Origin of the sequence: Stieleria tagensis, assembly GCF_024129865.1 — a bacterium.
In the GTDB taxonomy this organism is placed as follows: Bacteria; Planctomycetota; Planctomycetia; order Pirellulales; family Pirellulaceae; genus Stieleria; species Stieleria tagensis.
This window is the reverse complement of sequence record NZ_JAMYFE010000030.1, coordinates 43,755-68,000: the sequence shown is the minus strand read 5'-3', so window position 1 is coordinate 68,000 and position 24,246 is coordinate 43,755. Positions and strand designations below refer to the sequence as shown.

Below are 24,246 nucleotides of genomic sequence, written 5' to 3'. Positions count from 1 at the left end.
GAAATTTAAATTCGGTGAAGCGAAACGCTGACGCTTCGCCGCCACTTCACATCTCGCATCGGTATTAGTGCTAACCCGTACAGACCTTTCTCTCTCGTGCCAGAACAATCGGAATAATCGGCCAGTTGAATGTCCAGTGAATCCACTGCCGGCGCACCACGCAAATGGCGAACGGAAGTTCGCCCACCTGATATATTCAGGCGGTTAACAGCACGAGAGACGTCCTTATTTTTCGTGTCTGTCGTTTCGTTCGTGCCCATCGCCTGTTGTGTCGCGGGACATTGCCATGCTGCATTCTCGATTCTCTCGTTTGGCACTCTTGACGCTGGCCGCGCTATGGTGCGGCAACGATTGCCAGACGCGTGCGGATCGGCCAAACATCCTGTGGATCTATGTCGACGACATGAGCGATTGGCTGGGGTGCTATGGCGACCCCATCGCCCAAACGCCGAACATCGACAGCTTGGCCCAGACCGGCGTGGTGTTTGAAAACGCGTTTATGCCGGCCCCGGTTTGTTCAACCACACGATCAGCTTTGATCACCGGCACGATGCAAACAACACTCGGGTTGCATCAACATCGGACGATGATCAAGAAACCGCTGCCTGACGGTGTGTTGACCGTGCCGGAGTTATTTCGTCGTGCCGGCTATCTGACGTTCAATGAAGCAAAGGACGATTACAACTTCCAACGCGAACGCGACTTGATGTACTCGCCGGAGTTCAATCGACCTGATCGCAAACAAGTCAACTCGCACATGATCGGTCGTGATGTTTCCTGGTTGAAACAATTGCAGGGCAAACCGTTCTTTGGACAAATCCAATTGAAGGGCGGTAAAACAGGCGGTGAAACGGGTTCAAAATATCCAGCTCCTAGCCGCGTGCGTGAAGACCAGGTCAATGTGCCGCCGCAGTATCCCGACCACCCTGTTTTTCGAAATGCGATCGCCCGGCACTACGAACAAATCGCCGAAACCGACGCCCAGGTCGGCGCGATCATCGCAGGACTAAAAGCATACGATTTGTGGGACAACACAGCCGTTTTTTTCTTCACCGATCACGGCAGTCCACTCCCACGCGCCAAACAGTTTCTCTATGAGGATGGGACCAAGGTGCCGCTGATCGTTCACTGGCCCAGCAGCCCTGATCTTGGCAGGCCGCGAGGCGAGACACGATCCGATCTGGTCAGTGGGATCGATATCACTGCGAGTTCGTTGGGGCTGGCAGGAATTGGGATTCCTGAATTCATGGAAGGACGCGACTTGTTCGCCGACGACTATCGCCCCCGAACCTACGTGATCTCGGCCCGAGACCGGATGGGCAACGCGATCGACCGAATTCGCACCGTCCGATCAAAAGAGTCTCGTTACATCCGCAACTACAAAACCGACCGCGCGCTTTACCAACCGCAGTACCGCGAAAATTACGCATCCTTCACGACCCTTCGCCAGTTGCTCGGCGCAGGAAAGCTTAGCGAGTTGCAGGCGTCGTATCACGATGCGGAAAACCGACCCAGCGAAGAGTTCTATGATTTAACCAACGATCCCCATCAGACCGTCAACTTGGTCAACGACCCGAACTTTGCCAATGTTATCCAGGCGCATCGACGGCACCTCGATCAATGGGAAGACGCGACTGATGACCAAGGACGATATCCGGAAAGCCAGGCTTCGTTGAAGCTGGTGTTCGAGACGGCAAAGGGGAAATGTGTCTCGCCGGAATATGACTTTTTGAAAGTCAAGCGTCCTAACGTGGTGTTTTTCCTGGTCGATGATCTTGGCTCTGGCGAATTGGTTTGCTACGCCAGTAAGTTCCACGAAACGCCAAACATTGATGCGTTGGCAGCGCGAGGAATGCGTTTCACCCATGCCTATTCAGCCGCCACACTTTGTTCCCCCAGCCGTGCGGCACTGTTGACCGGTCGTTCGCCGGCGCGGCTGCACCTGACCGATTGGATTCCCGGTCAGCAGCAAATCAATCGCAAAACCCTTACACCGGATTGGCAAACCTACATCGACCGGGAACGTGTTTTGTTGCCCGAAGCGATGAAGGAACAGGGCTATGCAACTGCTTTCATCGGTAAATGGCACTTGATCCCGCGCCCCAAGCCGACCGAGGTGGATAACGCTGATAAAGTGCAGGAATTGGCGGCGCTCTACCAAGATCATCTACCGACAAACAACGGCTTTGATGAAAACTTTGGCGGTGATCATTCGCCCAACCAGGGACATCGCTTTTTCTATCCGGCCTACCATCGTTTTCCGGGGCTCAAGGGCAAAGGCAGCAAAGACGAGTGCCTTACCGATGTGCTGACCGATTGCGCGGTTGACTTTCTACGGCGCAAGCAACACCAACCCTTCTTTTTGTACTTTTCCTACTACACCGTTCACACGCCGATCACTGGAAAACCTGGCTACGTCGAAAAGTACAAACAGAAGTTGGCTGAAAATCCGAATGCGGATTACTACATGAAAGATCCGGGCAAGGCGGCGATGATCCAAAGTCTGGATGAGAGCGTCGGGCGAGTGATCGAGACGCTCAAATCGATCGATCAATTGGACAACACCCTGATCATCTTCACCGGTGATAACGGCAGTCAAGGTGACGAGTTTGTGCCGAACTTTCGCGGCAACAAAGGCACGGCCTACGAAGGTGGGACGCGGGTCCCGTTGATCGTCGCCGGCCCACACATTCGATCCGGCGTCTCTGATGTCCCTACGATTGGAATGGATTTGTACCCCACGATTCTTTCCTACCTGATAGCGCCTCTGAAGCCCGACGAACACTTAGACGGAATCGATATCGGCCCGGTGCTGACCGGAAGTGGTACGGTTGCCAACCGTCCTTTCTATTGGCACTACCCGCATTACGATGAAACGACGCCCTACAGTTCGGCAATCGTTGATGGTTGGAAAATCATACGCTATGCGGATGACGGGAACGTGGAACTGTATGACCTGAATCATGACCCAACGGAGCAGCACGACGTCGCTGCGGACTATCCCGAAAAAGCCACGGCGATCGAAAAGTCGTTGGATAAATACCTTGCCGAAACCGACGCGCAATTTGCCCTACCCAATCCAGATTTTGACCCCAATCAATTCTCTGGAGGGATTCGCGAGTACAACGCGCTGCGAAGCAAGTGATTCGCCATGCATCAGCCTGAACGGCCGGTTGAGAACGGTTTTGCACCCCAAGAAAAAACATGATCAAACACCTGCTTTTTACATTCTCCCTGACAGCAGCGACACTGCTCGGCACGTCCTTGGCACTGGCCGACGAACTCTCCCAGCCAGCCAGCGCGTCCGCTGACCAACAATCACCGCCGGCATCGGCCGCCCGCGGTAAACCAGGCGGTCAAATTGATCTCAGCCATTGGAAATTGACGCTGCCTGTTGATGCCGACAACACCTACGGCGGCCACGCAAAAGAGATCGAATCAAAACAGCTGGTCGCCGGGTTCAAGGACTCGCATTTCTACACGGACTCGAGTGGTGCGATCGTGTTCTGGTGCCCCGTAAACGGCTCAAGGACTGACAACACAAAATTCGCACGCTGCGAATTGCGTGAGATGCTGGAACCTGGCAATCCAGCGCGAAATTGGGGAATGCCAGGAACACATGTGATGGAAGCGCGTTGTCGCCTGATCGACATTCCAAGCGAACCGAAGGTCGTGATCGGTCAAATCCACAGCTACACCGGCCAGTCCAAACCGCTTGTAAAGCTCCAGTACTATAAAGGCCGGATCGAGGCGCTTGTAAAATTGAGTCCTGACAAGGGCGACGACAAGAAGTTGACGTTCGCCGAGGCCGAACTCAATCGTGACGTGACCTGGTCGATCACGTTGGCCGGCGGTGTGCTTTCGGTGGACGTCAACGGAATGACGCAAACTGAAAACATGGTCCATCACGATGACTCGTGGGCGAACGAGACATTTTATTTCAAAGCCGGTGTGTACCCGCAAGACAACAAAGGGGATTCATCAGAAGGTGCACGTGTGTCGTTTTCAAGTCTACGTGTCAGTCACAGTGCAGACTGACCCTGTGTTGCTGCCCTGGCCACCCATCCGGCACCCATCCCCCACTCATTTCGATCCCAATGAATTTCGCAACTCGCTCCCAAATCGTTCTGGCACTACTCGGCGGTTTACTGATTCCATCGTCGGCCCTGGCGAATCCACCGAATGTGCTGTTCTTGATCGCCGATGACCTGAACACCGCGCTCAGTGGATTTGGGCATCCACAATGCAAGACACCAAATCTGGATCGACTTGCGGACCGAGGCGTGAAGTTTGAAAACATGCATTGCCAGTATCCGGTTTGCGGTGCGTCGCGCGCCTCGATCATGTCGGGACTGTATCCGTACTCCAATCTGACATTGGCGAACCAAGGCAGTCTGCGCGAAAGCATGCCGGATGTCGTGACACTCTCCCAAACCTTTCGCAATGCCGGCTACTACGCAGGCCGAGTCAGTAAGATCTATCACATGGGGATTCCTGGCGAGATCATTGCCGGGACGGCCGAACGCGACGACCCGTTTTCTTGGGAGGAAGCGATCAATATCAAAGCACCGGAACAAAATGCCGCCGGCGAGAAAACCAATTGGTCGCCCAAAGACACTCGATCACAAAACTTTACGAGTGTCATGGCAGTGGGGGGTGACAGCGAACATGCCGATGGCATGGCGGCCGATCGGGCCATCGAGATCCTGGATCGCGTGAAAGACAAACCGTTCTTTCTGGCGGTGGGCTTTGTCCGACCGCATGTGCCCTTGGTCGCACCGAAAACGTATTTCGATCGCTACACTCGCGCCGACATGATCGCCCCGGTCGTGCCTGAGAATGATCTGGATGATGTACCGGAAATCATTCGCGACTACAAACGCAATCGCACCACCTATGGGGTCACGCCGGAATTGCACAAGGGACTGTTGCAGTCCTATTATGCGAGCGTCTCCTATATGGACGCCCAAGTCGGACGCGTGCTTGATGCACTGAATGAAAAGGGATTGCAAGACAACACGATTGTGGTTTTCAGCAGTGACCACGGCTACTTGTTAGGACAGCACCATAAATTTCAAAAACAGCACTTGTTCGAAGAAGCCACACGGGTGCCGTTTATTATCAGCGTGCCTTGGATGAAAGACCAACACGGCCGAGGGACGTTGAAAATCACCGAACTGGTGGATCTGTATCCGACGCTAGCCGATCTAGCTGGTATTCCCGCACCGGATGGCCTCCAGGGAACCAGTTTGAAACCTTTACTGTCCGATACAGAATCGACCGCATGGGCCAAGGACCATGCGTTTACAATCAGCCGCAGTGGTGGAGAATCAATCCGCACCCAAGACTGGCGTTTTACCCAGTGGGGATTTGGCGAGGCCGGGCAAGAGCTTTACGATCTGAAATCGGATCCAGGCGAATTCACCAACCTGGCCGATCGCCCCGAATATGCCAGCGTGGTTCAGACGCTTCGAGACCAATTGCTCAACCGACGTGATGAAGTTGGATTCAGCAAGAACAAAGCCGCTATCACGGGCAAAGGCAAATCCAAAAAGTAGTCGGACTAGCAACTCGACTGTCGTCTTTCGCCACATCACATTCCCATCTCCCACCTGATCAGCCGCCATGAAAACGATCGCGATCCTATCACGCTTTTCAATGCTGGTGCTGTTAATCACTCGGTTTGCAGCGACCGTCGACGCACAACCCACGCCTAGGACACGCGGGCTGGCACCCTCCATCACTCACGCCAACGTGAAATACGGGCCGTACAAGCGAAACGTATTGGATTTGTGGTTGGCCGAAAGCGACCAGCCGACACCTCTGTTGATCTGCATTCACGGCGGCGGTTTCAGCGGCGGTGATAAAAGTCAGTTTCACACATCCAACACGGTCAAAACCATGCTGGACCATGGCGTCTCCGTCGCCACGATCAACTATCGTTTGACCGAGGGCGGCAGAAACCCATACCCGATTCCGATGCATGACGGTGCGCGTGCGGTGCAGTTCTTGCGTTCCAAGGCGGCAGAGTACAACCTAGATAAAAATCGGTTTGCTGCGACGGGCGGTTCCGCTGGTGGGACCATTGCGCTGTGGCTGGGGTTTCATGACGACTTGGCCGATCCCAATAGCGACGATCCGGTGCTTCGCGAATCAACCCGTCTGATCGCATGCGCCCCCGTCGTTGCTCAGCCTTCGGTGCATTTGCCCACATTGCTAAAGTGGTTCGATGTCGAAAGTTTGAAAGAACATCCCGGCGGGCGGCCGCTGTTCGGCCTTCCTCGCGGCGGCGAATTGACGATCACCGAACATCTTGATCGCGCCAGTCGAGACGCATCGCCGATCTCTCATCTGACAAAAGATGATCCGCCTGTTTTCTTCACCGCCGGAGACTACAAAACGATCAACAAAGACATGAACCCCAACGTTTGGGTGCATCACCCGTTGATGGGGGTCAAACTAAAAGAGGCGATGGACGAGATCGGAATCGAATCCCATGTGATGTATCCAGGTGGTCCAGAACTCGAGTCCTATCGCGATCCAATTGAATTCATCCTCAGCAAACTCAAGGCAAAACGCTAGCCCAGACTATTCACGCCATTGGCATCGATCAATGCAAATCGATCGCTGAAAAAGTGTTACGAGAACCTGTCAGAAAACATTCTGCGACAATCAGCAGCCTGGGGTCAGGCCCTGTCCAACCGTCGACCATTTCAACGATGCGGCCGCACCAAAGCCAAGCTTCATCGGTGGCCTGCTCACAACGATTGGCAACTTCACCGAGCAGTCGTTCAAACAGTGCTTCGGGAAGACGCCCGCGTGCCTTGCAGAACTCGGTACGTAAGGCGAGGTCTCCAAGAATGGGTAGAAATTTCTACCGGTAGTGCAAGCAAAACCACTTTCGCACTGCATGTTGTGCCCGTCGCTTAAGTTCGTGCCATTCGGGACTAGTACCTGTTTTATGATCCAAACATTCGACCAAGCGTATCAGTTTATCATCGAGCAAAAAGTTTGCACGGTGTTCGGCAGCAAAGGGTCGTCGTATCCGTCACTCTGGGACAACACCGATCTGTCCGAACAGAAGCCTTCCGCGGGAGGCTGGAGTCCCAAGATCAAGGCGGTTTGGGACTGGAAGACTCGCATTCCGCAGACCTATCCCGATGCGGTGTTCTATGGAAAGATTCCCGGTGGGGATGCCGTGTTGATGGAGATGCAGCATTTTCGCAGCGTCCACTACCCCTGTGCGTATTGCCCGGTCGATCAGTTGGACACGCTTGCACAGCAGGTGTACGAATTGATCCGTTTGGAACCAGCCTACACAGGCCCGCTGCGAAAACGGGCCATCGCGCAGTGGGCGTGTACGAAAAGCCAATTCGATACGGCGCTGAAAAAACTGCAGGTCAGTTTGAACATCGTTCGCTCGAACGACCCCAAGCTGACAAACGATTTCTGGCTACCGATGAGCGAAGTGCATTTGGACCTTCTGCAGAGACACACTGCTGAGTGACCTGAACCGTCGCGATTAGCCCTTACTTTGTCTGCGATTCGCTGCGAACCGGAAGCACCCAATCGGGGCGTGGGAAATGGCAGGTGTAGCCCCCTGGGATTCGTTCCAAATAGTCTTGATGCTCCGGTTCGGCTTCCCAGAAGTCACCGGCCGGTTCGACTTCCGTCACCACCTTGCCCGGCCAGATGCCTGACGCGTTGACGTCTTCAATCGTCTCCAACGCAGTCTGCTTTTGCTGGTCCGTCGTGTAGTAAATCGCCGACCGGTAGGAGGTTCCCTGGTCGTTCCCCTGACGATTTTTCGTTGTTGGGTCATGAATCTGAAAGAAAAATTCCAACAGATTTCGGTAGCTGGTCTTGGCGGGATCAAACGTGATCTCGATCGCTTCGGCGTGTGTGCCGTGATTGCGATAGGTCGCATTGGGTACGTCACCGCCGGTGTAGCCCACTCGAGTTTCCAATATTCCAGGGCGTTTGCGGATCAAGTCCTGCATGCCCCAAAAACAACCACCGGCCAAAATTGCTTGCTCGTTCATCGCCTCTCTCTCTCCAAGTGAAACTTTCGTTCAACGTATTTTGCCAATCGATTCCTGGATCGGTTTCATTGAACGTAGTGGATTCTTGGCATCTTCCCACCTAAAATCCAGTGGCGATAGGATGGATTCTTTCCTGAACTCTCGCTTCGCGGTTGAAACACTCATGAAACTTGGTGCGTCATTCCTGATTCTTGTCGGCTGCATGGCACTGTCCGCCCGCGCGGAACGTGCTCCCAACGTCATTCTGATTTTCGCCGATGACCTGGGGCCGGGCATGCTGGGATGCTATGGCCAAGACATCGTAACAACACCCCACATCGATGCGTTGGCCGCCGACGGAATTCGTTTTACGAACTACTATGGCGGTGTCTATTGTGCGCCATCGCGTTGGAGTCTGTTGACCGGAGTGCACGATGGGCGTCGCGGAGGCTGGAACCAGACGCGTGCAGGTTTGCCGATCTATCGCGACGCGGGAAACATCAGCGAAGACGAATACCAGGTGGCGCTCAAGAAGCTGAAGGCGTCGGCAAATCCGATCGCCCCTGATGAAGTCTTTCTGGGCCAGATTGCCCAGCAAGCAGGCCACACGACAGCCCAATTCGGCAAACTTGATCGTGGCTTTCTGACCTGGAATGAACGCGTGCAACGGTTTGGGTGGGATTTCCACGAAGGCTACTATGATCATCAGCGATGCCATGGTTTTTACCCGCCCTACCTGTGGCGAAATGGTGTGCAATTCGATCTGCCGGGCAATTCCGATCCGCATTGCGGAAAGACAACCGAAGGCAGCGACAACGTGGTCGGGGTGGGGGGGCAAACCTATTCACAGAACGTGTTCCTCGAAGGGATTTTGAAATTCATTCGCGAACACAACGACCAGCCATTCTTCTTGTATCACCCGACGCAATTGCCACACGGGCCGGTGGCCATTCCCGAGATCCATCCGGACTTCGTCGATCACCCGACGCTATCGATTCCAGAGAAGGCGTATGCATCGATGGTGAAAATGCTGGACGACCACGTTGGACTGATCATGGCCGAATTGAAGCAACAGGGCCTGGACGAAAACACCATCGTCTTTTTCTGCTCCGACAACGGACACGAGCTCTACTACGGTCCCAAGCCCAGTTACAAGAAACAACTGTTGCCGGACGGAAAACCCGCGAATTTGACCGACCGAAAATGGCGAACGTCGGAGTGTGGTGACGTGTTTGACGGCGCCGGTGGACGGGCCGGACTGAAACGCAGCGGATACCAAGGCGGGATGCAGTGTCCGCTGATCGTGCGTTGGCCGAATCGAATTGCACCGGGCGTTCAAACCGATCTGCTGGCCGCTCACTACGATTTCATGGCCACGCTGGCCGATCTATTGGACGTGCAGAACGCTGCCGGCAAAGACGGCATTTCTTACTTGCCCACGCTATTGTCAAACGAGCAACCGCAAACTCATGATCATGTCATCGTGAACAATCATTTCAATCAGATGGGCCGCGCAGCGATCATCTCGAGCGACGGATGGAAATTGATCGAGGTCGACCGCAAACAAGATCGATTCCAGCTTTACAACATTGCCGACGACAACGAGGAAAGACATGAGGTATCGGCGAAGCATCCCGAAAAGGTTTCGCAACTAAAGGCGGCTCTGCTCAGTGAAATCGACTCGCCCCGCCCCGACTTAAACAACTGACCTGTTCAATTGCGATCGTCTGCTCCAACGGGCGCTGTGCCGGCTGCGTGCATGAAGTTGGCGAGAACAACCAAAGTTGCAAACCACCCAGGACATGACTGTTGGATCCAATCCTCTCGCTACTCTTGATCGTCACGGTCGGCTTTGGCCTGGGCAGACTTTCTATCCGCGGTGTCTCTATCGGCACCTCGACGATCCTGTTTGTCGCGTTGCTTGCCGGACACTTTGGTGCGAAGATCCCAGATGGACTGGGCGAACTAGGACTCGCACTGTTTGTTTACTGTGTCGGGATAGCTGCCGGCCCCACTTTCTTCCGCGGCCTCGCTTCGAATGCGCGTGTGATGGCAACGCTCGGGGCGGTGATGGTGCTGATGGGTGTCATGTCCACTTGGATCTGTGCCAAGCTGTTTAATTTACCGGCTGACATTGCGGCGGGATTGATGGCAGGCGCGATGACCAGCACCCCAGCGTTGGGCGCCGTGAGTGAGGCGGTTGCGGAACCGGACAATGTTGCGGTCGCGTTTGGCGTGTCCTATCCGTTTGGAATCGCGATCATCGTTTTGTTTGTTCAATTGATGCTCAAGCGTGATCCAGATTCAGCGGAGAACATCCAAGAACCAGGCTCGGATGACGTTAGCGACGACAGCGATCGCACGAGCGAAGATGAATTAAATATCGAACACTACGTCGTTGAAATTGCAAACCCTGGGGTTGTCGGGAAGCGTCCCAGCGAGGTCGCCTCCTCGGCGGATTTCCCCTATCAGGTAACGCGTGTTTTCTTGGGCGAACGCTGGCGTCCCACACCAGCGGACTATGTATTCGCGCTCGGCGACCGAGTGATGCTGGTCGGCGATGGCGCGCAAGGGCGAAGCGTTGCAATCACCCTTGGAATACTCGGCGATGCTCACGACGTCGTGCTGGACGGGGACCGTGAGCGCAAGCAAGTTGTTGTCACGTCGTCGGACGTCTACGGCCATACATTGAAACAGCTCCGTTTGCGGTCACGGTTTGGGGTCACAGTGGCTCGCATCCGCCGGTCCAACCACGGGTTTGTTCCCTCGTCGGACACGCGAATCGAGTTCGGTGACACGCTCGTCTTGGTCGGTGAACCAGCCGATCTTGTTCGACTGCAAAAGGTTGCGGGCCATCGCCCCCGAACACTCAACGAAACCGATTTACTTTCGCTGGTGATCGGTCTGTCGATCGGACTAATCGTCGGCAAAATCTCGATCACCTTAGGCGGTGTTTCGGCATCGCTTGGTACCGCTGGCGGTCCGTTATGTGTCGGTTTGATTCTGGGTCACTTTCGCCGCATCGGGTTTGTGACTGGCTCGTTTCCTCCAGCGGCCCAAATTTTGATGACTGAAGGAGGATTAGCGCTTTTCTTGACGAGCGCAGGCGTCCAGGCGGGTGCAAATGTCTGGGCGGTGCTGCAGCAGCAAGGGCCTGTGCTATGTCTCGCTGCCGTCGTGATCGCGGTCCTACCGCTTGCGACTGGGTATCTGATGGCAATTCACGTGTTCAAGTTGTCGCGGCTGAAATCACTTGGTGCAAGCTGTGGTGGGATGACGTCAACACCAGGACTGGCTGCCCTGACCAGTTCCACCGATTCCAGTGAGCCGGTCACTAGCTACATTGCAGCCTACCCGGTCGCGTTGGTGTTGATCACCATCGCAGCCCCACTGTTGGTCGAGCTGCTATAGGGCGCAACGAAAGCCTGCGTGACAATCCGTCGATTCTTAATAGCGATAGTCCGCCCCATCACGGCTCTGCTGGCAACTCGCATCCAATTCGACCAATTGTTTGCGCAGTTGCTCCGCACGCTCAGGAAATTTGTCGGCGAGATCATGTTCTTCGAAGGGGTCATCCGCCAAATTATAGAGGCGGACACGTCCGTTTTTCTTTGCCTCTCGTAAGATCTTCCAATCCTCTGCGATCAACGCTTGACCATCGATTCCTTGGTGCAAGCGTCGGTATCCGAAAAACAATGGCTTGGAGCGCCGCGAAACATCTCCATCAATCACAGGCATCAAATCAATTCCGTCGATCGGGCGGGAATCGCTTTTTCGTTGACCACTGGCATTGAGTGCCGCAATCGTAGGTAGGAAATCAACGGTGCTGCAACGAACATCGGTCGATCCACCCGCCGGAATCACACCCGGCCATTCCACGCAGGCGGGGACCAATACGCCACCCTCGTACATCGTGTGCTTATGACCTTTGAATGGCCCTGCCGATGCAACACCTTTCTTCGCCAGCCCGTCGGATGGGCCGTTGTCGCTACAAAAGAAAACCAAGGTGCGTTTTTCGATCCCCAGCTCACGAAGCTTTGCACGCAGACGACCGATCTGTTCGTCCATCGCGGTGATACAGCCGTAATAGTTCTGGCGTGATTTGCCAAACTTGCGATACAGTTTTTTGAATTCATCGCCCGCGACCACTGGTTCGTGCGGTGCGTGAAACCACACCGTCGCAAAAAATGCCTTTTCAACGTTGGATTCCACAAAGGGAATGACGCGGTCCATGATCACCCGACTGTCGTCACCCGAAAGGTTTTCCTTTGCTTCGATGCCGTTGTGAACATAGGGGAACCCACCCTTCCAAGGTTTTCCTGGTTCGCCGCCCCAACTGTTCCAATCATCGGGTGTGACCGTTGGATTCCAAGTTGGCACCGCGCTGGTGGTCGCAAAATACTCTTCGAAACCATGGTGCGACGGTGGAGAATAGAAGCCTCGAGTGCCCACTTCGTCAGGTTTCACCCAACCAATATGCCACTTGCCAAAGAAGCCGGTTGCATAATCTTGTTTCTGTAGCAATTCCGCGATCGTGTTTTCACCGACCCGCATCCCTCCAGTATGTGCTGCCAGGATTCCGAATCGAAACGGAAATCGACCGGTTAAACAACTGCCGCGCGTGGGTGAACAAAGTGGTGCGGCGGCATAGAACCGATCAAAACGCACTCCCGCAGCGGCCATCGAATCCAGATTCGGAGTTTTGATGTCGTCGTTTCCATTGAAACCCACATCACCCCAGCCCTGATCATCGCTCATCAACAAAATGATGTTGGGCCGAGTCGGATCGTCCGCGCTGGCGTTGGCCATCGAGTTGATGACGAAAATAGTGATGCCGACGAACACGGTGCAAAGATGGCGGGGAATCATACGCTCAACGACTCAGTCAGCTGTTGAAAAGGGTAAAGATCACTACAGACAGCCTAGCGATTGGGCGACGAGTATAGTCAATTCGCGAACCGAGGTCGGTTTCTCGACCGGGTTTGTGCCTGGACAATAGTCATCGCGATCCGGGTGACAAAGACTAAAGCCCTGGCTGTTGCCCACCGCGAACTTTCCCGCTTGGGCCTTGCGCGAATAACAACGAGCCAACGGAATAACGACTCAATAAATGAATCACTTGAACAGGAAGGTGCGACAGCACCCTCCAAAAATTCGTGTATTTTAGAGTGCATCACGATCCTTGTCTTTATTTCTAATATTCGAAGGAAGTGTTCTGCCATGTACCGATTCCTAGCATTTCTAGTCTTATCTGCCGTTTGTGCTCAAGCATTTGCCGCCCCCACCATCGTGTTTGACTTCGAGTCCATTGATTTGCAGGGCAACAGCAATTTCCCAATCACCGGGCCGATATCGCTCACCGAGCAAAATTTGACGATGACGATCAGTCATGAAAATGATCTTGAATTCGCCTTCAACCGGCGGAGCGGTTTGGCGTTCAACGAGAGTTTTGGCTTCCAAGCGTTTAGTACGTTTGGTGATTCGATGGGACAAAGTCGATTCGATCCGGGTGCGTTCATCCTTGATTTTGACACGGCCATCGAATCGATCTCCGTGGATATGGGAGATTTCGGCGTCGAAGCTGACAATCTGCTGATTCAAGGTTTCAGCAGCACGGGAGGAACGGGCCTGATGATCGATGAAGACACCGGATTTGTTCCGGATATCAACGGCTTTCATTTTGATACGGTTCAAATTTCTGGGACCGGAATTCGTTCGGTCCGAATCATTGGGGGCAGCCCAGACGTCCCCAACTCCGTTTTCTACGACAACATTACAGTTGAACTTTCCGCAGTGCCTGAACCGGGCACCGCAGTCTTTCTAATCGCATTGGCTGCAGTGTCCATTCTGACACAGACGCGTCGACGTCGTGCTGCTTGTTGCAGCTAGGTATGGGCTGTCATCGCTTACAGAAGCTCGACAGAGCTAGAGTTTCTTGAGTGGGTGATCTCGATCGGCAAGCGGCAGCGAAACCGACAGGCCACCTCTTCGATGAGACTCGAATACCGAGCAAATCATTTCCACCGTCAGCGCCGCCTCGGTGGCGCTGCAAAGTGGATCACGATCCTCCCTGATCGCGGCAATCAGATCATTTGCGGCAACCACGTGATGCGGCAGATCACGAGAAAGGTTTGCCAAGGGTTCTGGGACGTTGACCCCGCCGCTTGTGATTGGGATCCATGGTGCAGCGTTTGCGGCATCGAATGGGTTGCCCGCGCGCAGGTGAGCCAACGGCAGCGCATCGATATGGAGTGCGATCACTCCTTCGCTGCCGATCAACTGCAATCCGAATCCTTGATTCTGAGTGCCGTCATTTGCGATCGAATCAAAGTAAGCGGTGACTCCGGTTTCCATCTGAAAGCGAGCGTGCAACTCGTTGCCCGCCAACGGCCCAAGCCCCTCATTGCCGTCAACGACGTCGTTGCGAGTCACCTTGCGACCATCACGTAACATCACTGCGGAGCAAGAGAGCGGGCGGCCGCCGAAGTAGGCGACCAAGTTTAGAACGTGCGACCCCAGCACCCACAAATCTTCTGCGCCCCCGCGACGGTCCCCTTTTCCGCGACCTCGGATTTCCAAGAGTCGCCCGATTCGACCTTGCTGAATCAGATCGGAGATTGTCTTCAGCACGGGGTGGTAGCGATTGCGATGAGCGACCGCCAATTTCGTGTTGTGCTGGGTAGCAGCAGCGAGCACTCGATCCGCTTCGGCCGGCGTGCGAACGAATGGCTTTTCCACGTAGATCCCTTTGGCCCCAGATTCGATCGCCGCCAAAATCATGTCTTCGTGCTGATCCGGGTGCCGCGGACATACGGCAACGATGTCAAAGTGGTTGTTCGCCAGCATTTCTCGATAATCGACATGCCCAACCGACGAGTCCAGTTTTAAGCGGTCGAGATGTTTTGCAAGTCCCGACTTGTTGGCATCCGCCAAGCCGACGATTTTTGCCACCGGGACTCTGTTCCAGACGGTGTCCAGGCCATGCCCATAATCGCCGCGACCCGTATGCCCGATCACTGCGACCTTGACCGTACCAGTATCGTCAGCTTTTGAGTCCGCAGCCAACCATCCGGTTGATGCGGCCGATAACGCGGCAAACTGGCGGCGATTCAATCGGGCAGTCGCAAATCCGCTGAGCCTTTGGTCGTGAGTTTGTTTCAACACAATTGTTCCTTTGTTTCGGTGAGCACGATGCGTTCCATCGTAGTCTGGTCGTGAGATCCCGCAGCCGCACTGTGGGAATGACTCTTGATTGCTTCAGTCATTGGGTGATGGGGGTGCTAGCGATTCGACAGGAATGATTGCCAGTTCGGCGGAATTTCGGTTGGCCCCGCGGCCTCCGTTGTTGGAGTAGCCAACATAGAGCTTGCCGTTGTGCTCGACCGCATAGGGGTAGGACAAGGATGCCTTTGCGTGCGATTCGCCTGGGCCGACGTGGATTGCATCGCGGATGCGGTAAGTTCGACAGAACTGAGATTCGTTTGGGGCGGTCACGGTGATCGTCAGTGGCCAACGCCGGTTTTGGTTGCCCGAGGTAGTGTTGCCGATCAAGTACCTTTGTCCGGTGGAAAGGACTCCGGCGTACGGTTTCGAAGCGGCCATCGGCAGATTGCTTTCTTGCATCATTGTCCAGGTGCGTCCGAAGTCATGGCTTGTCGACCACAATGCGATCGGTTTTTGATAACGCGAAACATTCACGACGTCTGAGCCATCGACCAGGACGGTCGATTCGCCCCACATGTTGACGTCCGCCGGTTTGGGGATTGAAACCAGATCCCATTTCAGCAGGTCATTGCCATGGCTGATTGCGACCGCGGCTGGATTGTTTGGTTTGCCAATCCCCTCGACAACCTGCAATCCCGCCATCAACCAGTTGCCGTCTGCCATTGGCTGCGGTTCCTGCATCGGCCAGAAGCCTTCTTCCATCACCGTGCCCTGCTTGGTCCACACCTCCGTCGTTTCGTCCCAAAGGTAAGCTCGCGTGTGAATTTTTCTCATCCGGCCGTTGAATGCGCCATGAAAGGCCCAGAGTTGGCCGCCATGATTTAGAAACACACCATGACTGACCGCATGGTTCGCTTCCTCGCCTTCATCGATCAGTTTGACACTTGACCACGACGCGCCGCCATCGGAGCTGATGCAATAATTTGCCATCTCGGATGCAGTATTCTCTTTGCCGTGATTGTGCCCAAAACTCGCGAATAAACGATCGCCGTGCCACACCAAAGCAATTCCATGTAGCCAGTCGAACTTGTCGGTTTCCGGTTCATGCTGCTTCACCACGGAAAATTCAATGCCAGGAATATCCAGCAATTCCGCCGCCGAAGGCACTGCAACATTGGGATCCCAAAGTGTTTCAACTGGAACCAACTGGATACCATCAACCGCAACGTATCCATCGGATCCCTCATTGGAAATGACAATCTGACCGGACGTGCCTTGCTGGAACTGAAATGTGCCCAGCGATCGCGGCACTTCATCGACCAGTGCCGGCTGTTGCTGGTCAACGGACACCGTTTGGTCACCATCGACACTGCGAACCGTGACTTTGGTTTTTGTCGAGCGGTTCGCGTGCGACGTGTAAAGCAGTCGGACCTCGTAGCGGCCATCGTGAGGAATCACCGGTGTGAATGTCGCTGATTTTTGCCCCCGGTCGGTGTTGCCGTCGTGCCGGTACGACAATCCGATCAACGATGGCTGGCCGGAACTTTGAATCCAATCGCCGGTGAACTTTGCGTCGGTGTCGTCCATTGCGATTCCAGGAAGATCAGCAGCCTTGGTAATCTTTCGCGGCGAAGCATTCCCTTTGTCAAACGTCCATTCCAATACCTGTCCATCAGCCACTAGACGTGACCGCAGTCGGTCATAATCAACTTGCTGGACAGGAACGTCCGCATCGATCGCAAGACATGCGGCCGTGGCGGCTGACTGGCTGGTGACCATCAGCACCGGTTCCATGCGAATACTGGCGAAGGCGGTATGGCTTGCGGAAAGTGCAAAGGTGACGAACAGGTTTTCACATTCCGCTTGCTTTGGCACGATCGCCCCGTAACCAATGTTGTACGGACCGAATCCGCCTCGCCCGCCGGCCACTTTCCCTTCACGAGCAACCACACCGTCCTTGACGATACGACGAATTTCATGAACGTCGGTGCCGTAAGATCCCAGTCCGATGGATTGGGGCGCCGTCGAGCGCCCGAACGTGTGGTGTTCCGTCAGGACCAGATCGCTGACCATGCGTCGGCCTTCGCGGATGTACAGCTGATGCGGCCAGCCACCGTTGTCGGTGAACTCATCCTTCGGCAATCCGAACCGCTTCATTTCGCTCCGCACTTTTGCCGGCACTCGCGAATCAGTCGTCAGAAAATGAAGCAGGCCGCGGTGATAGTTTTCGATCTCCGTTGCAATTTCAGCGCGGCGATCATAGCTGGCTTCGGGCCACTGCCAACTTGCGCCCGGCAAGTTGCCGCCGAAGGTTGCCGTGTTGAAATCCCATTTGGAATTGGGCAGGGGATCGTGCTTGCTGAACCAGCGCAGATCCATGTCATCGCCGTTGGCAACGCAGGCGTCGATAAAGCGTGCGACCAGTTCGTATCGATCTCGGTCGTAGTCCGCTGGCGGTGTGATCGGAATGCGATTCGATTTGTCGGTCGTCAGGCACAGGCGAAAACAATACGCCATCACGCCGGGCGCAGGTTCCCCATCCGTTCCCGGTTCCCCGTCATTGATTAACGGCAGCAGGCCGCTGGCCGGATTGCCCTTGACCATGTAGGGGTCAAGCGGGAAATCGCGGTCCCAAACGCCCTGGCCACCGGGGACGCGACCGTTGGCTTTCGGCTGTCTATGGCCTGTTCTGGGCTGGTACTTGTCGGTGTAGTGAATTCCGTTGTAGTGTTCGCCGTACTTGGCGTTGCCTTCACGCATCAGAGTGAAATGAACGCCTGCGGCTGCCATCAAGTCGCCTTCATACGTCGTGTCGATGAAGATTTTGGCGCGAACCGTATGCCCGTTTTCCGTTTCGATTTCAACGATGCGAGCTCCCTCGTTGCGAACGGATTTCATACGCGTATCACGCAGCACGACGACTCCGGCTTCTTCAACCATCGAATCGAACAACGCTTCGGCAACGTGCGGCTCGATCGAGTAGGCTCCACCGGTTGCCGGGCCGCCGTTGTTCTGGAACGCAATTCCCCAGTCAAGTTCTTTTCCGTAGCTGGCAACCAATCGCGTGAAGTACTCGCGCGTGATCCCGCCGATACTGCGAGGGTCTCCGATATCAACGGCGCTCAGTCCTGCCGCAGTCATGCCACCAAGGTGTCGCCCAGGTTCGATGAGTACGACTCGTTTTCCCATTCTCGCCACCTGTACCGCTGCCAATACGCCGCCGGACGTGCCGCCGTAAACACAGACATCGGTTTCAATGGCGGTTGCGTTCAGCGGCAGGCAGAGGAAACAGCCGAACAGGATGACTGCCGTGACGCGAGAATGGACTGAAACTGGGGCGGGGCACATTGGTTTTTCCTAGCTCGGCGCGTCAGCGACGGAGAGGTGATCGAGACAACGTTCTTGCTGGGCGATCAGTTGGGAAAAGGTCGCAAACCGAGAAGCATCTCTGCTCTTTCGGAGAGCGGTTTGGCAGCGAAGTTTTTGTCGGTGTATTCAGCGAGGCTGCGTTGGACGAGCGAATAGACGCTCTGGCGATCTTGACTGGTGTCGATTTCCACGCACTTGTTTTGACTCTTGAATCTTTCGATGGTCGGCAGCGTTTCCGCCTTGAAGGTGTCAAATCTTAGCTTCAAGCTCTGCGGGTTGTCGTCGGTTCGACCGGTGTACTTTGCGCGGCCCAGAATACGTGATTCAAGAACCGGGTAGGGGCATTCAAAGTACAACATCTTTGGCAGTTCCGCTTCGCGGCCGAAGATCGCGTACCAGCCTTCCAAGTTATCCAGGGAGCGAGGGAATCCATCGAGCAAAAAATTGTTCTTGCCGGTCGTCCGGGTGACGTTCTCCATGGCATTGCTGAGCAACGTCACGGTGATTTCATTGGGCACCAACTTCCCCGCAGCAAGAATCTCGTCGATGGCGGCGCCGGTTGGCCCCCCCGCGTCGCGCGCCGTTCGAAGTAGGTCGCCCGTTGATAGGTGCGTCCAGCCGAGCTGTGACTCGGCAAGTTCGCACATCGTTCCTTTTCCAGCGCCGGGGCCTCCAAGCACAAACACAACGTTCGGTTTGGGACAGGGTTGTCTGGGGTCGTAGTGATGGATGACGACCTTCGGTGCAGGTGCGACTCCCTTTTTATAGACGTGCCATTGCCTATCGGTAGGCGGCAATTCATCGTCGCAGGTCATGTCATAGGCGAGATGCCCATCGAGACGACAGATTCGCCACGATTGGTAGGTGTTGGAGTATGAGAGGGCCGGGCTTCGATCGCATTTGCCATCGGCTCGATCCCATGCCATTTTGCCATTCCAGTAACCCAAACTGGAGACCGTTCCCGATTCCGATTGGGCTGGAGGGGCCGTTGACGGAACGAACAGACCATTCACTTCGGGCAGCCCTGCGCCAGACACCTCCACAAAAAGAGTGTTCGGATTCCGCTCGTTTCTTTGAACCATGATGACTTTCTTATGCGTTCACACGACTCGCCCTTCATCGGCGGACGAATATGACCAGACGAGAAACAGTCTACCAAGCTCAGCTGATCGAAAGTGACTGCGGACGTTGGGAATTGACCGGCGCGCCGATGTCATCGGCCATGATGAAAACGAGGTTCGGGTGTCAAGGCTTTCTGCACCAAGTCTATTGGCAAATGCGCTTGCTCAATTCGCAGGTTGGATTGGCACAAAAACTGGTAGCACAGATGTTCGCTGCCGCACAGGTTCTTGGTTTCCTTCGCCTGATCACCGATCGAAACTCATGAATTCATTTTGGTAGCCCAAAGTGTCGGGTTGCAATCAGAGCGGAACTTCAAAAAACGCGACGTCGGAGGTGCGTTCGGATACCATGAACGGCCCCACCTTCCCCCATTTGGCAGAGAGAACGTTTTCATGCGTCATTTGACCGGATTATTGGCGGCGACCATCGTTTGTACTTGCCTCCCATCCCTTTGCGTTTCTCAAGACAGCACATGGCAAGCGGGCTTTTCTCGAGTGGATGTGACTCCCGCAGAACCCGTTCGCATGGCGGGTTACGGCAGTCGCGATCGCCCCCATGACGGCATCGATACCCCCTTGCACGCCCGATGTATGGCGTTGAAATCCAGCGGTGATGATCAGGTGTCGCTACTGGTCTCGGTGGACACCATCGGACTGCCCGGTTCGCTATCGCGAGAATTAGCCACTGCGATTCGGGAAAAGCATGGGATCGACCGGGAGCGAATCGCGTTGTGCAGCACGCACACGCATGCAGGTCCCGACTTGACCAGTGAATTGACCAACATCTTTGAGGTTGAACTCAGCGAAAACGAGGTTGCGGCGGGCAACCGATATAAAGACACACTGAAAAAGGGAATTCTCGAGTCCGTGGATCTGGCGATCGCCGACTTGGTTCCCGCCAGACTTTCGTACACGATTGGAACGGCAGCCTTTGCGGCCAATCGGCGTGTTCTGAAAGATGGACGATGGTCGACGTTCGGCGTCCAGGCCGACGGCGTCGTCGATCACACCGTTCCTGTGCTAAAGATCTGCAACCAGGACAACGAAGTTCGCGGAATCGTTTTCAACTACGCCTGCCACTGCACGACCATTGGAGCCGACCACTACAAGATCAACGCCGACTGGGCTGGGTATGCTGCGACAAACTTAGAAGCGACCTATGACGGTGCTGTCGCGCTTTGCACGATCGGATGTGGGGCCGATGCGAACCCCGAACCTCGCGGTACGGTCGATGCAGCCAAAGTGCATGGCCTGACACTCGCCGCCGAAGTCACTCGGCTCGTCGCAGGAGAATCCGTGCCAATCGACGCGCCGATCGAGGCTCGATTTGACTATGCGGCCTTGTCGTTTGAATTGCCAACTCAAGAAGAACTCCAGCAGCGGGTTGCCGATCCGAAATCTCGACCGCAAACCAAACGGCATGCCCAAGCACTGCTTGAAACTCTCCAGCGAGATCATCGCCTGCCAGCCACCCATCCGGTTCCCATTCAGTCGTGGCAGTTCGGCGATCGGCTGACAATGGTGTTTCTGGCCGGTGAGGTCGTTGCGGACTACTCCCTGCGTCTCAAAAAGGTTCTCGATGATCCTGCGCTTTGGGTAACGGCCTATGCCAATGATGTTCTGGGCTACATCGCCAGCGAAAAGATGATCGCCGAAGGCGGATACGAGTACGATCGCAGCGGCATCTATTACGGACTTGCTGGACCTTGGGCAAGTGGGACCGAGGACTTGCTGATTCGTCGTGTCGAAGAACTGTTGCGATCGCGCGGTCGATCCAAACCGATTGATGCTGAAGATTCCGCTCGATTGATTCAGTTGACCGAAGGCTATGAAATCGAACTGGTTGCGTCGGAGCCACTCGTTCAAGACCCGATCAACATTGCCTTTGATGCAAAAGGGCAATTGTGGGTCGTTGAAATGGGCGACTATCCCGAAGGCGAAAACGGCGGCACCGTGAAGACGCTTTCAGATACAGACGGTGACGGGATCTATGACAAGGCAACGGAATTCCTGACCGACCTGTCGTTTCCCACCGGTGTGATGCCCTGGGGAGACGGCGTGTTGATCACTGCTGCGCCGGACGTGCTGTACGCCACCGATACCAACGGCGATGGCAAGGCCGACGACATTCAAAAGCTCTACTCCGGATTTCGTCTTGCCAACCCGCAACATCGTGTCAACGGATTCAGCTACGGGCTCGATCATTCCCTGCACCTAGCCGCCGGCGACAATCTGGGAGAATTGACAAGCATCACCGGCGAATCGGTGGACGCTTCGGGGCATGATGTCCAGATATGGCCCGACACCGGCCATATCGCCACCACCAACGGGCGGACTCAGTTCGTTCGCAGTCGAAATGATTGGGGACAGTGGTTTGGAAACGATAACTCTAATCCAATGTTTCACTTTCCTATCGATGATCGATACTTGAGACGAAACCAGCATGTTTCCTATTCGGGTAGCAGCAATCCACTCTTCGATCCTCCGATCGCTCCTCCGGTCTTCGCTGCGACAGCCGCCACCGAGCGTTTTAATGATCTGTTTGCTGCCGGACGGTTCACATCGGCGTGTAGTGCGATCGTCGCACGGTTGCCCACCTTCGACGTCGGCAAAAATGATACGGCATTCATCTGCGAACCGGTTCACAACTTGGTTCACCGCGCTGTCTTGCAACCCGATCGCTCCAGCTACAAAGCATCGCGAGGCCCCCTGGAAACCAATCGTGAGTTTTTGGCTTCGACCGACCCCTGGTTTCGGCCCGTCCGCGCACTGATCGCTCCCGACGATACCCTCTACATCGTGGATATGTATCGTGAAACGATCGAACACCCCGAGTGGATTCCCGACGCTTGGCAAGCACGATTGGATCTGCGAGCGGGATCGGACCGAGGCCGCATCTACCGAATCAAGCCCAGCGATGCGAAACGAAAACCAATGATTCGATTCGATCAGCTCACGACGCAACATCTGGTTCAACAGCTGCAATCTGAAAACGGCGCCCTTCGCGATCTAGTTCAGCAGTGGATTATCGAACGCAATGATCCGTCCGCAATGGACTTGCTTGTCAAATTGGCCCGCGATCAGCAAAGCCCCGAAGCGAGGGTCCACGCGATCTCGGTCTTGGAGCACCAGGGAAAGCTCGACACGGAATTGTTGACTGAGATTCTGAAAGACCCACACCCGGGTGCCTTGATGGTTGCGGTTCGGATTGCCGAGTTACGATTAAAAGCGGAGCCCGAGTTATTAGAGAGCTTGGCAAAAACGGCAACCCACAGTGACCCGCGAGTCGTGCTTCAGACTGCGCTGTCCTTGGGCGAGACGAACGATCCCGATGCAGCAAAAATACTGGCCGCCATTGCAATGAATCAACCGGATCACTGGGTCGCCCGCGCTGTTAGTTCCTCAGCGGTACCCCATGCGAAAGCAATGCTGTCGATCTTGCTGAACCATGATGCCGTTCAGGCCGAAGTTCCCACTCAACTCTTAACGGACCTGATCATCACCGCCCAAGCCAACGGCGTGGATTTTGCATCAGAGTATGCCCAAGCATTTGCGGATCCGAAAGCGGATTTCATGTCACACTTGAATTTGGCGGCCAGCCTGATCAGGGCGACACGATCCAAGCAGTCTGATCAAATCACAACACTGCTCCAGCCGCTCTATGCTCGTGCGATCCAGTTGGCGAATGATGTAACCCAAAGCGAAGACGATCGATGCACCGCACTCAACCTCGTTGGTATCGGGATCAATTCGCCAGACAACGAGACTCAATTTTTACTTGATCTGATCGACCCACAAACGCCCCAGCAGGTGCAGCGCCAAGCGATCGACCGATTGAGCTCGTTTGCCGACGCTCAGGTTTGCGTTGACCTGGCAGCACGTTGGCCCTCGATGTCAAACAGTATCCGCGAACATTGCGTGGCGAAAATGCTGGAACGTCAATTTTGGACGGAACAGCTGTTAACGGCACTGGAGAATAAAACGATTCCGGTTCGAGACATCAGCACAGCAGCACGGCGGCAATTGACGTTCACAGGATCGCGGTCCATGCGAGTCCGTGCCGAACGTGTGACTCGCACCACCGGCAGTGTCGAAAAACAGGCTTTGGTGCGGCAGTATCTCGCCGAACTGGACGACAATCGCGACCCAGCCCAAGGCGCCGTGCTGTTCAAGCAACATTGCGCGGTTTGCCATGTGGCAGATGGGCAGAGACAAGCCGTCGGAGCCAGTTTGGAAAACCTGACCGATCGCAGCGACCTGGCACTCGTGACTGCGATCCTGGATCCCAACCGAGCGGTCGATCCGAAGTATCAAAGCTATGTGGTCATGACAGACGATCAGCGCGTGTTGGTCGGTGCAATCGAAGAAGAAGCCGGGCAAAGCATCACCCTGGCACACGCCAACGGCAGACGAACCACGGTCCGTCGCCAAGAGATCGAGCAGTTTAAAAATTCAGGTGTTTCACTAATGCCCGAAGGCCTGGAAGAGGTCCTCAAGCCAGAGGCACTTAAACACATCCTGGCCCACCTGCAGACGCAACCAGCCAAGTAGTCACAGTCGAATAACAAAAG

General features: G+C 55.0%; 14 protein-coding genes. 9 read left to right on the top strand and 5 right to left on the bottom strand.

The genetic code is table 11. The features are described 5' to 3' along the window. Nucleotides 1-286 precede the first annotated feature (286 nt). The 5 genes from NHH03_RS05925 to NHH03_RS05905 all read left to right on the top strand — a co-directional run bounded on the left by NHH03_RS05925 (nucleotide 287) and on the right by NHH03_RS05905 (nucleotide 7,507). On the top strand, nucleotides 287-3,145 hold the full coding sequence (locus NHH03_RS05925) for a sulfatase-like hydrolase/transferase (RefSeq protein ID WP_253154835.1): 2,859 nt from the start codon (nucleotides 287-289) through the stop codon (nucleotides 3,143-3,145). A gap of 59 nt (nucleotides 3,146-3,204) precedes the next feature. After that, a complete protein-coding gene (locus NHH03_RS05920) occupies nucleotides 3,205-4,038 on the top strand; it encodes a polysaccharide lyase family 7 protein (protein WP_253154834.1) in 834 nt (277 codons plus the stop codon). 59 nt (nucleotides 4,039-4,097) lie between these two features. Beyond that, nucleotides 4,098-5,558 carry a sulfatase gene (locus tag NHH03_RS05915; RefSeq protein WP_253154833.1) on the top strand — a complete coding sequence of 487 codons (1,461 nt, stop codon included), beginning with the start codon at nucleotides 4,098-4,100 and terminating at the stop codon, nucleotides 5,556-5,558. Nucleotides 5,559-5,625: 67 nt separating this feature from the next. Then, on the top strand, nucleotides 5,626-6,582 hold the full coding sequence (locus NHH03_RS05910; RefSeq protein WP_253154832.1) for an alpha/beta hydrolase: 957 nt from the start codon (nucleotides 5,626-5,628) through the stop codon (nucleotides 6,580-6,582). Between the two features lie 379 nt (nucleotides 6,583-6,961). After that, entirely contained in the window at nucleotides 6,962-7,507 is a 546-nt protein-coding gene (locus NHH03_RS05905; protein WP_253154831.1) for an AlkZ-related protein, read from the top strand. A 22-nt stretch (nucleotides 7,508-7,529) separates the two neighbouring features. Here NHH03_RS05905 and msrA read toward each other — a convergent pair whose 3' ends face one another. After that, nucleotides 7,530-8,042, bottom strand: a complete 513-nt coding sequence (msrA, locus tag NHH03_RS05900; protein ID WP_261364110.1) for a peptide-methionine (S)-S-oxide reductase MsrA — start codon at nucleotides 8,040-8,042, stop codon at nucleotides 7,530-7,532. Nucleotides 8,043-8,205: 163 nt separating this feature from the next. Here msrA and NHH03_RS05895 point away from each other — a divergent pair, with 163 nt between their 5' ends. Together NHH03_RS05895 and NHH03_RS05890 are read left to right on the top strand one after the other, a co-directional pair. After that, a complete protein-coding gene (locus tag NHH03_RS05895; RefSeq protein ID WP_253154830.1) occupies nucleotides 8,206-9,729 on the top strand; it encodes an arylsulfatase in 1,524 nt (507 codons plus the stop codon). A 101-nt stretch (nucleotides 9,730-9,830) separates the two neighbouring features. Next, nucleotides 9,831-11,432, top strand: a complete 1,602-nt coding sequence (locus tag NHH03_RS05890; RefSeq protein ID WP_253154829.1) for an aspartate:alanine exchanger family transporter — start codon at nucleotides 9,831-9,833, stop codon at nucleotides 11,430-11,432. Nucleotides 11,433-11,468: 36 nt separating this feature from the next. On the opposite strand, the gene NHH03_RS05885 is transcribed toward NHH03_RS05890, so the two are convergent. Beyond that, nucleotides 11,469-12,890 carry a sulfatase-like hydrolase/transferase gene (locus tag NHH03_RS05885; RefSeq protein ID WP_253154828.1) on the bottom strand — a complete coding sequence of 474 codons (1,422 nt, stop codon included), beginning with the start codon at nucleotides 12,888-12,890 and terminating at the stop codon, nucleotides 11,469-11,471. 144 nt (nucleotides 12,891-13,034) lie between these two features. Between NHH03_RS05885 and NHH03_RS05880 the strand changes: the two genes are divergently transcribed. After that, nucleotides 13,035-13,910: a hypothetical protein gene (locus tag NHH03_RS05880; RefSeq protein WP_253154827.1), complete on the top strand. Its 876-nt coding sequence runs from the start codon at nucleotides 13,035-13,037 to the stop codon at nucleotides 13,908-13,910. A gap of 36 nt (nucleotides 13,911-13,946) precedes the next feature. Here NHH03_RS05880 and NHH03_RS05875 read toward each other — a convergent pair whose 3' ends face one another. From NHH03_RS05875 to NHH03_RS05865, 3 genes are all read right to left on the bottom strand, one after another. Then, nucleotides 13,947-15,182, bottom strand: coding sequence for a Gfo/Idh/MocA family protein (locus NHH03_RS05875; protein WP_253154826.1), 1,236 nt, complete (start codon nucleotides 15,180-15,182; stop codon nucleotides 13,947-13,949). A gap of 96 nt (nucleotides 15,183-15,278) precedes the next feature. Further along, entirely contained in the window at nucleotides 15,279-18,533 is a 3,255-nt protein-coding gene (locus NHH03_RS05870) for an FAD-dependent oxidoreductase (RefSeq protein WP_253154825.1), read from the bottom strand. Nucleotides 18,534-18,598: 65 nt separating this feature from the next. Beyond that, on the bottom strand, nucleotides 18,599-19,480 hold the full coding sequence (locus NHH03_RS05865) for a nucleoside monophosphate kinase (protein WP_253154824.1): 882 nt from the start codon (nucleotides 19,478-19,480) through the stop codon (nucleotides 18,599-18,601). Between the two features lie 588 nt (nucleotides 19,481-20,068). On the opposite strand from NHH03_RS05865, the gene NHH03_RS05860 reads away from it, so the two are divergent. Then, nucleotides 20,069-24,226: a neutral/alkaline non-lysosomal ceramidase N-terminal domain-containing protein gene (locus NHH03_RS05860; RefSeq protein ID WP_261364109.1), complete on the top strand. Its 4,158-nt coding sequence runs from the start codon at nucleotides 20,069-20,071 to the stop codon at nucleotides 24,224-24,226. The last annotated feature ends 20 nt before the right edge of the window (nucleotides 24,227-24,246 follow it).